Source organism: Bradyrhizobium sp. AZCC 2289 (assembly GCF_036924615.1).
In the GTDB taxonomy this organism is placed as follows: Bacteria; Pseudomonadota; Alphaproteobacteria; order Rhizobiales; family Xanthobacteraceae; genus Bradyrhizobium.
This window is the reverse complement of record NZ_JAZHRY010000001.1, coordinates 10353477-10367206: the sequence shown is the minus strand read 5'-3', so window position 1 is coordinate 10367206 and position 13730 is coordinate 10353477. Positions and strand designations below refer to the sequence as shown.

The window sequence follows — 13730 nt, the reverse complement described above, 5'->3', positions numbered from 1 at the left end:
GTTAGGCGGAGCGAGTTTCCAAAAGCTTAAGCAAGCGTTGCGTAACTTCCCGGGGTTGTCAGCTAATTCGATATATTTGTATATTTGTGCGTCGCACAAAATTTCTTGACCTATTGTGCGCTGCACTATATAGAGGCGGTGTCAAGGGGGCCGGGACCTCCCGGCAAATCACTTCAGCACATTCAGTCTGGGAAGGACTCAGCTACCATGATCAAAGTCGAAGACATTCAGACCTACGGTAAAGAGCACCTCGAAACGGTCGCAGCTTCCGCGAGCAACATGCAGAGCGGCGTCCAGGCAATCGCGACCGCCTATGGCGACTATGCCAAGAAGTCGTTCGAAGACACCAAGTCGTTTGTGGAAAAGCTCTCCGGCGTGAAGTCGCTGGACAAGGCGGTTGAAGCGCAGACCGAATTCGCGCGCTCGGCTTACGAAACCTTCGTTGCCGAAACCCAGAAGATCGCGGGTCTTTACACCGACCTCGCCAAGCAGGCTTTCAAGCCCTACGAAGGCCTCGTTTCCAAGTTCGTTCCTGCCGCGACGCACTAACAGCGCAGCCATTCGAATACAAAAAGCCCGGCCGTCACGGCCGGGCTTTTTTCTTGCGCCGTTGATTTTGGGAAAATCCTCGCTGCGCGCAGCTTCGCGAGCGGCGTCCCGATCGAGTTGAACACCGCCAGAACCGGCTGGACGTCGTGAGCCGGGCAATACCAAATTGGGATCGGGCGCCAAAAGGCGCCCGCTATCCTCCATGGCCGCCGAGCGGAGCGAGCTTCCTTTGTCAAATCCGGCAGAAACGATTAATCTTGCCGGGATTGCCGAACCGCGAATCGGGTGGTGCCTGGGCTGCGTTTATGCGCTTGCAGCGGTGCGATGCCGGACCCATATTCGTATTGCCGATCCAGCCGCTGGGTCGGACCGGGAGCGGCGATCTGGAAAGCGTTGCTGGGAACTCTGCGATGGTTGCCGTTAGCAGCTCGCGGGAGAACCGTCAGGCGCTGTCCGGTTTCCCATTGGAATTTCGAACGCCTGAGCCATGTTGCAGTTGACTGACAAAGCTTATTCGACCGCGCCGGCGACCACGGCCGCTTATGCTCCCCGGATGAGCAACGACGAGAACCGCAATACGGGGACCGGTGGGCCGGCGACGTCGGTCATCACCAAGGTCAAGCCGAAGACCAAGCGTCCGAACCTTTACCGTGTCCTGATCCTGAACGACGATTATACGCCGATGGAGTTCGTCGTTCACGTGCTTGAGAAGTTTTTCCAGAAGGATGCGGAAGCGGCGACCAAGATCATGCTCCACGTCCATCATCACGGTATCGGGGAGTGCGGCGTGTTCACCTATGAAATTGCCGAGACCAAGGTGACGCAGGTGATGGATTTTGCACGCAAGCATCAGCATCCCCTGCAATGCGTGATGGAAAAGAAGTAGCCGCGTAGGCGCGCCGGCCCGGCAAAAAAAGGAACGGGTCTTGCATTGCTTTTCCTGACGGAAGCGGACGGCATCCCCGGTAGTTTTGCGGGGGCGGTTGCGTAGCAGTGGGCAATGCGGATTTGGAGCAAAACCACTATTGCGGAACCGGTCTTTCGCCACGATCGTACGTAACTATATGACAGGGGATGACGAAGGTTGTTGTTGCCTGACCGGGTAATGGCGATCATGATGACCGGGGGCCATAGAGGACGCGAATGCCAACTTTTTCTCAAAGCCTTGAACAATCCCTGCATCGTGCGCTGGCGATTGCAAACGAGCGTCATCATCAATACGCGACGCTTGAACACCTTCTGCTGTCGCTGATCGATGACTCGGATGCGGCGGCGGTGATGCGGGCCTGCAGCGTCGATCTCGACAAGCTGCGCACCAGTCTCGTCAATTATCTCGAGACCGAATTCGAAAATCTGGTGACTGACGGTGCCGACGACGCCAAGCCGACCGCGGGCTTCCAGCGCGTGATCCAGCGCGCGGTAATCCACGTCCAGTCGTCCGGTCGCGAAGAAGTGACCGGCGCCAATGTGCTGATCGCGATCTTTGCCGAGCGCGAAAGCCATGCCGCCTACTTCCTGCAGGAGCAGGACATGACCCGCTACGACGCGGTCAATTACATCAGCCACGGTATCGCCAAGCGGCCCGGCGTCTCCGAAGCGCGGCCGGTTCGCGGCGTCGACGAAGAGACCGAGACCAAGGGCAACGACGATTCCAAGAAGAAGGGCGAAGCGCTCGAGACCTATTGCGTCAACCTCAACAAGAAGGCGCGCGACGGCAAGATCGACCCCGTCATCGGGCGCAATTCCGAGATCAACCGCGCCATCCAGGTGCTGTGTCGCCGGCAGAAGAACAACCCGCTGTTCGTCGGTGAGGCCGGCGTCGGCAAGACTGCAATCGCGGAAGGTCTGGCAAAACGCATCGTCGACAGCGAAGTGCCGGAAGTTTTGGCGGCGGCAACCGTGTTCTCGCTCGACATGGGCACGCTGCTGGCGGGCACCCGCTACCGCGGCGATTTCGAGGAGCGGTTGAAGCAGGTGCTGAAGGAACTGGAGGCGCATCCGAACGCCATCCTGTTCATCGATGAAATCCACACCGTGATCGGCGCCGGCGCCACCTCCGGCGGCGCGATGGACGCGTCCAATCTGCTCAAGCCCGCGCTGGCGTCGGGCACCATCCGCTGCATGGGATCGACCACCTACAAGGAATATCGCCAGCATTTTGAAAAGGACCGCGCGCTGGTGCGCCGGTTCCAGAAGATCGACGTCAACGAACCGACGGTCGAAGACGCGATCGCGATCCTCAAGGGGCTGAAACCCTATTTCGAGGATTACCATCGGCTGAAATACACCAACGAGGCGATCGAAGCCGCGGTGCAATTGTCGTCGCGCTATATCCACGACCGCAAGCTGCCGGACAAGGCGATTGACGTGATCGACGAGTCGGGCGCGGCGCAGATGCTGGTGGCGGAGAACAAGCGCAAGAAGACCATCGGCATCAAGGAGATCGAGACCACGATCGCGACCATGGCGCGGATTCCGCCCAAGAGCGTGTCGAAGGACGATGCCGAAGTGCTGAAGCATCTCGAGCAGACGCTGAAGCGCGTGGTGTTCGGCCAGGACAAGGCGATCGAGGCGCTGTCGGCGTCGATCAAGCTGGCGCGCGCCGGCTTGCGCGAGCCGGAAAAGCCGATCGGCTCCTATTTGTTCTCCGGCCCGACCGGCGTCGGCAAGACCGAAGTGGCAAAACAGCTCGCGGCCTCGCTCGGCGTCGAGCTGATCCGCTTCGACATGTCCGAATATATGGAGCGGCACACGGTGTCGCGCCTGATCGGCGCGCCTCCGGGCTATGTCGGCTTCGACCAGGGCGGTCTGTTGACCGATGGCGTGGACCAGCATCCGCATTGCGTGGTGCTGCTCGACGAAATCGAGAAGGCGCATCCGGATCTCTACAATGTGCTGCTGCAGATCATGGATCACGGCAGGCTGACCGACCACAACGGCAAGCAGGTCAATTTCCGCAATGTGATCCTGATCATGACCACCAATGCGGGCGCCGCCGACCTTGCGCGCCAGGCCTTCGGCTTCACGCGCAACAAGCGGGAAGGCGACGACCACGAGGCGATCAACCGCCAGTTCGCGCCGGAATTCCGTAACCGGCTGGATGCGATCATCTCGTTCGCGCATCTCAATGCCGACGTGATCGGCATGGTGGTCGAGAAGTTCGTGCTGCAACTCGAGGCCCAGCTTGCCGACCGCGACGTCACCATCGAATTGTCGGAGCCCGCCAAGGCCTGGCTGATCGAACATGGCTACGACGAGCAGATGGGCGCGCGCCCGATGGCCCGCGTGATCCAGGAGCACATCAAGAAGCCGCTGGCGGACGAGGTGCTGTTCGGCCAGCTCAAGGGCGGCGGTCACGTCCGCGTCGTGCTGGTCAAGGACGAGGCGAGCGAGGAAGCCAAGGACAAGATCGGCTTCGAGTTCGTCGAGGGCCCGGTGACGCCGAAGCCGGAAAAGCTGCCCGGCACCCGCAAGCGCAGCGCAGCACCGCGTAAGCCGAAGCCGGGTGGACCCGGCGGCGGCTCCAAGGGCCCGGCCTCGCGAGGGCCGCTGGTCAAGGTGTGAGAACGCGTCGATCAAGATACGAAAAGGCCGGCTCGACAGCCGGCCTTTTTCTTTGGCGATGAGGGGCGGGAAAGCGCCGGAACTTTGAGGCTCAGCGTTCGCCCAGCAACTCGTCGATGCGGCGCTGAAGCTGACGCTTCTTGATCTCGCTCTTGCGCAGCCGCTCCTCGATGTCGGAGACGGGCAGTTCGGACGGGGTCTCCGGGCTGAAGGCGACACCGACGAAATTGTCGCGCCACCACACGACTTTGGCCAGGAACGAACGACCTTTTCGCGCTATCCGCAGCGACATCCGCTCCGACATCCGCTCCTTGGGCAACTGGACGACGTTGCTGAATTCGAGGCTCGCGCCCTTGTCCGAGATATTGCGGACGACGCAGTCGCGCGTCGTGCCGTGCCCGTCGATCTCTGCGACGCCGCCGTAAATCACCTTGTCGCGCGCGCCCTGGCGTCGATCCAGCATCGAAATCTCCCAATAAAGAGGGAGTGTTTTACGCTGCTTTGTCGCGCGCGAAAGGCCGGGTCCGGCAAAATGCGCCGTTAACGTAAATTAACATCGGTAGAGATGGCGTGGATTTTGGGTGGCGGAGGCCTGTTAAGGCCGTTTTGTCTGCTCGCTGGTCCCCGGCGGCCGCCAATCCTGGAAACCCCTGACCTCGGCGTCGGGATGGGATACGATGGTCATGAACCAGACAACGCTTCCGAGAAGCGAGCAGAAAGTATCCCAATATAGCCACGTCATGATCGCACCATGCGGTGAAGCTGATAGGCCTTACAACGCGCGCCGGTTTCGACAGTTCCTCTCGCGCCTGCGTATCGCGTAATATGTTGACCGCAATGCGAACGGTTCCTCGTATCGGATTGTGCGTTGCGGCGATGCTGCTGTTGCTTTCGCCGGCGGTTGCTCAGGAGACGGCGCCTGCCGAGACCGGCGTTGCGCGGCCGGGCGTCGAAGAACCTGCGAGCCCGGCGCCACAGCCTCCCGACACCGCGCGCGAGAGCGATACCCGTGAGGCGATGTGCCTGATGATCGAATCCGCCGCGCGGGCAGAAAATTTGCCGCTGGAGTTCTTCGCGCGTGTGATCTGGCAGGAAAGCCGGTTTCACTCCGACGCGGTGGGGCCGGTGACCCGCAGCGGCCAGCGCGCGCAGGGCATCGCGCAATTCATGCCGGGGACCGCCAGCGAGCGGCGGCTGCTCGATCCCTTCGATCCCGTGCAGGCGCTGCCGAAATCGGCGGAGTTTTTGAGCGAGCTGCGCAACCAGTTCGGCAATCTCGGGCTGGCGGCGGCGGCCTATAATGCCGGACCGAAGCGGGTGCAGGACTGGCTCGCAGGCTCCGGCTACATGCCGCAGGAGACGCGCAACTATGTCGTCGCCATCACCGGCAGCACGGTCGACGAGTGGGCAACCGCAGGGAAGGGTGGAAAAATGCCCGAGCGGGCGCCGACGTCCAGCTGCCGCGAACTGATGGCGTTGCTGAAGCGCGCGCCCAATCCGTTCGTTACGGAGCTCGAGCAGCACGTCACGCTCGCCGCCGCCAAGCTGTGGGGCGTGCAGCTCGCCGCCGGCTTCAACCGCGACAAGGCGCTCGCGATGTATGCGCGCGCGATGAAACGCTTAAGTGCCGTGATCGGCGATCAGGATCCGAGCTTGCTGAGCTCGGTGATGCGCAGCCGCGGCACGCGCGCGTTCTACCAGGTCCGCATCGGCGCCGACACGCGCCCCGCCGCAGATGATCTCTGCAACCGCATCCGCCGCGCCGGCGGCGCGTGCTTCGTGCTGCGGAATATGGGGGTGCCGGGGTGAGACAGCTGTTCACCTACGTCATTGCGAGGAGCGCAGCGACGAAGCAATCCATTCTTTCTTTGCTGGTTCATGGATTGCTTCGCTTCGCTCGCAATGACGGTGGGAGATCTGCCCGCATCCCTGCATGACTGTGTTGACGCCCGGCTTGCTTGACGCCGCCGCCGTTCGCCAGCCCTATGCGGCCGACGACTCAACCCACCATCCGGCACCCCGTGGCGCTTCCTCCGCTCGATTCTCCGCAATGGCAAAGTCCCTTCCGCGCGTTCGAATGGGGCGCGCGGTCGGTCGGCTCCACTGTGCTCACGCTGGTGCTGTTTGCGACCTATCTCGGCATCGGCGCGCTGGCGCATGACACGCATTTCTCGCTGGCATGGGCACTGGCGAGTACGGCTTTCGTCTGGGCCGGACCGGCGCAGATCATCCTGATCTCGACGCTGGGCTCTGGAGCGACCATCGTGCAGTCGGCGATCGCGGTTACCGTCAGTGCGATCCGGCTGTTTCCGATGGTGGTGTCGGTGTTGCCGATGATGCGCACGCCGCAAACCAGGCGGCGGCACCTGATCCTGGTGGCGCATCTGACCGCGGTGACGCTGTGGGTCGAATGCTTCCGTTTCCTGCCCCATGTGCCGCGGGAGCGGCGGATCGCCTTCATCCACGGGCTCGGTTGTGGGCTGGTTTGCGTCTGCCTGGTCGCGAACACCATTGGCTATACGCTTGCGGCCAACCTGTCGCAGACGCTTGCGGCGGCGATCCTGATGCTGACGCCGCTCGCGTTCCTGTTCTCGACCGCCAGCAACTGCCGGGAATTCGCCGATGTCGTGGCCCTGGTGCTGGGGCTCGTACTGTTTCCGCTCGCAACGCAGCTAAACAGCGGCGTCGATATTCTTATCAGTGGTGTTGTCGCCGGGACCGTCGCTTACGGTGTGCATCGATGGCGGGCGCGGGCATGAGCGACTTTATCGGTGACTGGCACGCATTGGTGATCCTGTTCGTCGCGGGCGTCATTCCCAACCAGATCTGGCGTATGCTCGGATTGTGGTTCGGCGGCGGTATCGACGAAGGCTCGGAGCTCTTGGTGTGGGTGAGGGCCGTAGCGACCGCGATCCTCGCCGGCGTCATCGCGCAAATCCTGGTGCAGCCACCGGGCGCGCTCGCCAGCGTGCCCGGCTGGCTGCGCTACAGTGCGGTGGTCGCAGGCTTTGCGGTTTTCATGCTGTCGCGAAAGTCGATCTTTGCCGGCGTGATCTCAGGCGAAATCGTCATGCTGTCGGGCAAATGGTGGCTCGGCTGATTGCGGCCGGTGTACAATCAGCTAGTGTCGAGAACGAATTGAAAAAGCAGGGGAAACGGCATGAAGTGGCGCGTTCTATCGGTACTCGCCTTTGGCCTGATCGTCGCCGCGCCGCAGAGCAGGGCCGCCGAATACCCGACGCGTCCGATCAAGCTGGTCATTCCCTATGCCGCGGGTGGGCCGACGGATACTTTTGGCCGGCTCCTGGCCGAATACCTCGGCAAGGACCTCAAGCAAACCGTGTTCGTTGAGGACAAGCCCGGCGCGCAAGGCGCCATCGGCGCCGAAATGGTCGCGCGCTCCGATCCCGATGGTTATACGCTGCTCGGTACCTCCGGTTCGGTCATCATCCTCAATCCGTTGCTGTACAAAAAACTGTCCTACGATCCGGCCAGGGATTTGCGGATGCTGGCGCTGGTGACCGAAGTGCCGGTGGTGCTTTGTGTCAATCCGTCGATGCCGGTGAAGACGGTCGCCGAATTCGTCGCCTACGCCAAACAGAACCCCGGCGAACTCAATTTCGGCTCCTCCGGAACCGGGAGTTTCACGCATCTCGCGGCCGAGATGTTCAAGCAAGTGGCTGGCATCGAGATGACCCACGTTCCCTACAAGGGCGCAGCGCCCGCGCTGAGCGACGTCATGTCCGGCAACATCCAGCTGATGTTTGAATCGGTCAGCACGTCCGTGCCGTTGATGCAATCCGGAGCGCTGCGGCCACTTGGCATTGGTTCGCCACGACGGCACCCGGCTCTCCCGGATGTGCCGACCATTGCGGAAAGCGGCTACCCCGGATATTTCGTGAGCGTCTGGAACGGACTTGCCGTGCCCGCGGGACTGCCGGATGACGTCACGCGGATTCTGACTGATAGTCTCGATCGGGTGATGAACGACCCAGGCTTCCGGGCAGCGATCGAGAAGGCAGGGTTTTCGGCGCTCCGTCCGCGCAGCCCGGCGGCGATCGCGGAATTCATGGAGGCCGAGCGTGTCAGGTGGTCGGGCGTGATAAAATCGCAAAACATATCACTGGATTGAATACATGGTGCGAGAAGCTGAACTCCGCGACGGCGAAGTCGCCGTCGATATGCCCACCCCGCGCGATGCCGGCCTCGTGTTCATTGGCCGCATCCGCACGCCCTGGACCTCGCGGCTGATGACGCCGCGGCAGGGCCGTCACGACGGACCGGTCTGTCGCCTCGAGATTTTCGAGCCCTGGGTGCCCGCGATCAAGGGCGTCGATTTCTACTCCAATCTCGAAGTGATCTACTGGCTGCACCAGTCGCGCCGCGACATCGTGCTGCAAAGCCCGAAAAACAACGGCAAGGCCCGCGGCACGTTTTCGCTGCGCTCACCGGTGCGGCCGAATCCGATCGGCACCTCGATCGTCAAGCTGGTCGGCATCGAGGGCAACGTGGTCCTGGTGCGCGGTCTCGACTGCCTTGACGAGACGCCGCTACTGGATCTGAAGCCCGACCGCTGCGAATTCACCCCGCTGGCGCAGCCGCAAGCCGGGGATTTCGAGACGGAGTGAGCGGCGAAGCCCCGGTCGCGGACCGCTATTGCAACAGCGTTATCGTGACCTTCGCGGTACCTTTGTTGTTTCTGTAAAAGAATCTTCGGAAGTCACCCCATCCCGGCAGGGCCGCGTCGTTGACGTACAGGAACAGCTCCCCGCTGATCTTGGGGATGATGACCTGCTCGATCGTCAGCGCCGGAACGCGGGCCTCGAGTTCGGCGGCGTTGGCCGTGGCGAGCTTGTCGGCCTCGTCCCGGTTGAGCTTTGCGGCCTCAGCCATGGCGAGCGCACCGGCCTTGGTCGGTCGCAGGTAGGCCTCCCGTTCAGCCGATATCGGCTCCGGAATCAAGAACTCCTCGTCCGATCCGGTCGCGCCAATCCGGGCGACGATACGAAATACGGGCTGCAACAATTCCCGCTTCAGCGGCCATATGACCGTGGCGATAAACAGATCGCGCCAGCTATCCAGGTCCTCGATGTCGTAGCCTCGAAGATTGGCAGGCGTCTCGCCGTCCGTCCATGGCCACGAGGCCTGAGTGACGGTCAATTTGTATTTGCTGCCTTCTTCCAGCCAGACACCGGTTCTGTTGCAGATCGAACTGGTGTCCAGGATTTTATGCTCCTCCTCACATTGAGGCGCACAGGTCGCAGGACCGTAGGTGCACATCGGTATCCGCAGATTTTCCGGCTTGGTGCCGGTGGGCATGCAGGTGGGATCAACGTGATCGCTGCAAATCAGTAGCCTTCCGGGACCGCATGCGGGTTTATTGTCGCTGTCGCAGGTGGCGATGCTGGCGGGTTTGCAGCTTCCCACTCCCATATTTGCCAGGATCGTCGGCCGGTGAAGCGCCGCCGCCCGCGCTTTTGCGTTCACGATGGTATCGCTCTCGTGGCACACCAGTCCGCTGGTTTCCTGCACGACAAACAGCACATGGCAGGCGAACAGGAGGACGACAAGGGCGAGGCCGTACGCAAAAAGAAACGGTCCGAATTCAAGTTTCAGGAAAAGGATGGTCTTCCGATAATATTCGTGGGAGCGGAGTTTATAGATCACCCACGGCGGCAGCAGGTAAGTCAGCATCAGAAAAAACAGGACCGCGCAAACCGGGATTGTAAAATATTGTCCGATCCATGAATGCGCCGGTTCGGGGAGGTGCAGAAATGAGAAATGTCGATACAGGAGAACAAGGGGATACAGGAGGACAAAAGCTCCCGGGATGAGCAGCAGCGGGATTTTGAACTTCAGCGATTTCTTGTAAGCGAGGTTCTGGTCGACAGCGCTGTCATGTCGCCAAACGAACTGCATGGAGCTGCGAATATCGGTGCCCAACCGCGCGCCAAGATAGATCAGCAACGCCACGATGCCGCCGACGAAGACAAAATGGCTGGGATCGCGGGCGTACGCATCGATCCAGGTTGATGCGATACCCGGCAGCACATTTCCGAGCAGGCGGAGAATGCCCGATACCATCGTGAAGCGTGTCGAGTACTCCGCCGAACTGGGCTGGGCGCTGAACAGGGGATATGCGACAAGATAGATCGTGCTGAATACCGTCAGGAAATAGACGATCCGCCGTTGCCAGACGATGTTCCAGACAGCTTCCTGGGCCTTGCAACGGTTCGCCGCTTCCTGCAGGGATTCGAGCCTCGCTTGAGGTTCGATACCCTCGTCGGAGACAAGCAGGTAATTTTCGGGGATGCCGATCGGCGCGTATTCATGCGCGCCGGATTTTGCCCGCGCGATAACGCTTTTGTGGATCTTGACCCGGTCGATGTCGATTTTGACTTCGTCGCCGGGTTTGCTGGAAAACGACATACTGCAGAGGTCGACGAGTTTCCGCGGTCCGTACCGGTAGTAGCCGCCGAGACCGCTTCGGGAATCGTACAGCCTGCCGTCCTTGTCTCGCGACGTCTCGGTACGTTTCAGAACGTCCGGATCGAAACTCACCCCTTCCTTGAATCTGAGTTCGTTCTTCGAGCGTACCTCCTGCATGATCCAGTACAGTGGAATCTGCGCAAGCGAGTCGTCCGGATAGCCGCCGCCGACATTGGAATGGACGCCGGCAAACCAAACCTGGGTCAGCTGGTTTTCCGGAACGCCTTTCTCGTTCCAGAGAACCGGGTGAAAGGTGGTTCGCTCATCGTCGAGCGAGAGGGCGTGGCACGCGCGCAAAATGCGCTCTTTTTCAAACGTGCGATCGGGAAGCTCGAGCGGCCAGATCCATTTGCTGATTCCCCGGGTCAGTTCATCGATCGGGGTTCCGTAGGCCGCAACCGTATCCCAAAGGCCGAGAAACGTGATACGAACGTCCGCCGGCGCCACCGCGATTTCCGGAACGGAACTGCCGCCGAACAAACTCCTGACACCCCGGCGAACCCAGCGAAAGAATGTTTCCACCCTCCATCGTGATTTGAATTTTTCCATTCGGTACGCGCTATACGCCAGCCGTGCATTGCGATGGAGTTCTTCGTCGGTGTCGCCCTTGACGAGGCCTTGACTTAGCGCGAGCCCGGTCACGACCCGTATGGTGTAGGCGCCGCGACTAAATCCAAATCCGTATATTCGGTCTTTCGGCTGGTAGTTCCGGCAAAGAAATTCGTAGAGCGTCAGGACGTTTCGTCGCAGCCCCCAGCCGAAGGCGCCACCCAAAACGGCCAACGGCTTGAAGGCCGAAGTGCCGACGCCGTCGTCGTAGCAGGCGACCTGCAGATGATCCGAGAGATCGAGACCTTCGAACACGCGCCAGACATTGGTCCGCCAAACCTTGCCCGCCGAATTGCCGGTCCCGTCCGAAAGCAGAATAATGTTTTTGACCATGTTTCCCCGCAGTCAAAATACAGATCGGGCATTGCCCAAAAATGATTTGCGATAGAATTCAGCTATTCAACTCAAATAGATTTCGTCGGAATCTTCAAATCATCGCGCAATTTGTGATTGAATGCAATCGACCGTGCCATAATGGCGTTTCGCGCCGCGCCGTCCGCTCGAAATGGCGGCTTTTCTCCCGTCATTTGGGCCCATGTCGCTGGCGCGCCCCGAAATGACGACGGCGGACCGGTGGTCGCGGATTGGGCGTGCGACGAATCTACCCCAGCGCCGCAATCAGCTTGGTCGCATTGTCCTCCAGCACCTCGATGTCTTCCTTGCGGCTGGCCGGCGGCAACAGCGCGATGCCGTCATGGCGCGGCATCACGTGCATGTGGAGGTGGAACACGACCTGGCCGCCGGCGGCTTCGTTGAATTGCTGTACGGTGATGCCGTCGGCGTGGAAGGCTTTCATGGCGGCGGCGGCGATCTTGTGGGCGCCGCGCGCGACATGGGCATAACCGTCGGGCGTGACGTCGAGGATGTTGCGGGCAGGGACCTTCGGGATCACCAGCGTATGGCCGGGGGCGCGGGGCATGATGTCGAGAAACGCCAGCACGTGCTCGTCCTCATAGACCTTGTGGCAGGGAAACTCGCCGCGCAGGATTTTTGCAAAAATGTTGTTGGGGTCATAGGCGGGCATGGCGGCGGTTCCTCAAATCACGTCGTAATTTTCTATAGCGTTTTCGAGCGAAGTGGACACCGGTTCGCATCGCAATCGAGTTTACGCAGATTGCGTACACTCATCTGCGGTAGAAAACGCGTCAAGACAGAGTCTAGCTCGTAGCAGAAACCTCAGGCCTCGTCGCCGCTCTTGCGGAACGGCGCGGCCTCGGCGAGTTCGCGGCCGACCTCGGCGACATAGGCGCGTTCGCGCTTGAGGTAGTCGGCAATGGCCCGGCGCAGATCGGGATCGGCGATGTAATGCGCCGAATGGGTGGTCTGCGGCAGATATCCGCGCGCCAGCTTGTGCTCGCCCTGCGCGCCGGCTTCCACCGTCTTGAGGCCGCGCTGGATCGCGAAATCGATGGCCTGATAGTAGCAGACCTCGAAATGCAGGAACGGATGATGCTCGACCGCGCCCCAGTTGCGGCCGAACAGCGTGTCCGATCCGACAAAATTGATGGCGCCGGCGATCCAGCGGCCGTTGCGCTTGGCCATCACCAGCAGCACGTCCTTGGCCATGGTCTCGCCGATCAGCGAAAAGAATTTTCGCGTCAGATAGGGCCGGCCCCATTTCCGCGAACCGGTCTCCATGTAGAATTCGAAGAACGCGTCCCACGCATCCTCGGTAATATCAGCTCCGTTCAACGCGTGGATGGTGATGCCGGCCGCGAGCGCCTCGCGCCGCTCGCGCTTGATCGCCTTGCGGTGGCGGGAATTCAGGGTGGCGAGGAAGTCTTCAAAGCTCCTGTAGCCGGCATTGCGCCAGTGAAATTGCTGGTCGTTGCGCTGCAGGAAGCCGTGCTTGCCGAGAAATTTTGCTTCCGCTTCGCGCGCGAAGGTCACGTGCACCGACGAGGCATTGGTCGCGTTGCACAGCGCCATCAGGCCGCTGGCGAGCGCTTCGCCGATCCGGTCGCGATCGACGCCATCGCGGATCAGGAGACGAGGGCCGGTCGCCGGCGTAAAGGGCACCGAGGCCTGCAGCTTCGGATAATAGCGCCCGCCGGCGCGTTCATAGGCATCCGCCCAGCCGCGGTCGAAGACATATTCGCCTTGCGAATGCGATTTCAGGTAGCAGGGCACGATGCCGGCGACCACGCCGTCGAGCTTGGCCAGTAAATGCCGCGGGCCCCAGCCGGTTCGCGCGCAGGCCGATCCGGAGGCTTCGGCGGCGGCGAAAAATGCGTGGGAAACAAAGGGGTTATAGCCGGGTCTTGAATCGGCGCAGGAATCGCCTGCCGTGCCGGATGAGGCCAGCGTGTCGAGATTGTCGAGACTATTCGGATCGGGTCGCGGATTGGCGCAGGCATCCCATTCCGCAGCCTTGATGTCGCTGACGGAGGGGACGGATTCGAGGATGATTTCGGATGACGCCATCGAGAGTTCGGACCGGTCCCAAATTGCGATCAGCCATCGCCCATGGTGACCAACCCTGTGAAAGATCGTGCATTGCAGCAGAGACTTCAAGGCCT

At 61.1% G+C, this 13730-nt stretch carries 12 protein-coding genes; 8 read left to right on the top strand and 4 right to left on the bottom strand.

The window, feature by feature from the left end; translation table 11 throughout:
- Positions 1-207 precede the first annotated feature (207 nt).
- The 3 genes from V1289_RS48985 (at position 208) to clpA (ending at position 4113) form a co-directional block, all read left to right on the top strand.
- Complete coding sequence (locus V1289_RS48985; RefSeq protein ID WP_074276159.1) at positions 208-549, top strand: phasin family protein; 342 nt, start codon at positions 208-210, stop codon at positions 547-549.
- A 553-nt stretch (positions 550-1102) separates the two neighbouring features.
- Positions 1103-1435, top strand: a complete 333-nt coding sequence (clpS, locus tag V1289_RS48980) for an ATP-dependent Clp protease adapter ClpS (RefSeq protein WP_074278547.1) — start codon at positions 1103-1105, stop codon at positions 1433-1435.
- A 257-nt stretch (positions 1436-1692) separates the two neighbouring features.
- Complete coding sequence (gene clpA / locus V1289_RS48975) at positions 1693-4113, top strand: ATP-dependent Clp protease ATP-binding subunit ClpA (RefSeq protein WP_309177479.1); 2421 nt, start codon at positions 1693-1695, stop codon at positions 4111-4113.
- A gap of 91 nt (positions 4114-4204) precedes the next feature.
- Here the strand turns inward: clpA and V1289_RS48970 are convergent, their stop codons facing one another.
- The gene (locus V1289_RS48970; protein WP_309177478.1) at positions 4205-4576 is read right to left on the bottom strand and encodes a PilZ domain-containing protein; all 372 of its coding nucleotides are present in this window, start codon (positions 4574-4576) and stop codon (positions 4205-4207) included.
- 374 nt (positions 4577-4950) lie between these two features.
- Between V1289_RS48970 and V1289_RS48965 the strand changes: the two genes are divergently transcribed.
- The 5 genes from V1289_RS48965 to tsaA all read left to right on the top strand — a co-directional run bounded on the left by V1289_RS48965 (position 4951) and on the right by tsaA (position 8741).
- Complete coding sequence (locus V1289_RS48965) at positions 4951-5922, top strand: lytic transglycosylase domain-containing protein (protein WP_334407086.1); 972 nt, start codon at positions 4951-4953, stop codon at positions 5920-5922.
- Positions 5923-6134: 212 nt separating this feature from the next.
- Entirely contained in the window at positions 6135-6872 is a 738-nt protein-coding gene (locus V1289_RS48960; RefSeq protein WP_334407976.1) for an AzlC family ABC transporter permease, read from the top strand.
- Positions 6869-7213: an AzlD domain-containing protein gene (locus tag V1289_RS48955; RefSeq protein WP_334407085.1), complete on the top strand. Its 345-nt coding sequence runs from the start codon at positions 6869-6871 to the stop codon at positions 7211-7213. Before V1289_RS48960 ends, V1289_RS48955 begins: the two co-directional genes overlap by 4 nt.
- 60 nt (positions 7214-7273) lie before the next feature.
- On the top strand, positions 7274-8245 hold the full coding sequence (locus V1289_RS48950; RefSeq protein WP_334407084.1) for a Bug family tripartite tricarboxylate transporter substrate binding protein: 972 nt from the start codon (positions 7274-7276) through the stop codon (positions 8243-8245).
- Between the two features lie 4 nt (positions 8246-8249).
- On the top strand, positions 8250-8741 hold the full coding sequence (gene tsaA, locus V1289_RS48945) for a tRNA (N6-threonylcarbamoyladenosine(37)-N6)-methyltransferase TrmO (protein WP_334407083.1): 492 nt from the start codon (positions 8250-8252) through the stop codon (positions 8739-8741).
- Between the two features lie 25 nt (positions 8742-8766).
- Here tsaA and V1289_RS48940 read toward each other — a convergent pair whose 3' ends face one another.
- From V1289_RS48940 to V1289_RS48930, 3 genes are all read right to left on the bottom strand, one after another.
- Entirely contained in the window at positions 8767-11544 is a 2778-nt protein-coding gene (locus V1289_RS48940; RefSeq protein ID WP_334407082.1) for a DUF2235 domain-containing protein, read from the bottom strand.
- Between the two features lie 268 nt (positions 11545-11812).
- Positions 11813-12235, bottom strand: a complete 423-nt coding sequence (locus V1289_RS48935) for an HIT family protein (protein ID WP_334407081.1) — start codon at positions 12233-12235, stop codon at positions 11813-11815.
- Positions 12236-12387: 152 nt separating this feature from the next.
- A complete protein-coding gene (locus V1289_RS48930; RefSeq protein WP_334407080.1) occupies positions 12388-13635 on the bottom strand; it encodes a GNAT family N-acetyltransferase in 1248 nt (415 codons plus the stop codon).
- Between the last annotated feature and the right edge of the window lie 95 nt (positions 13636-13730).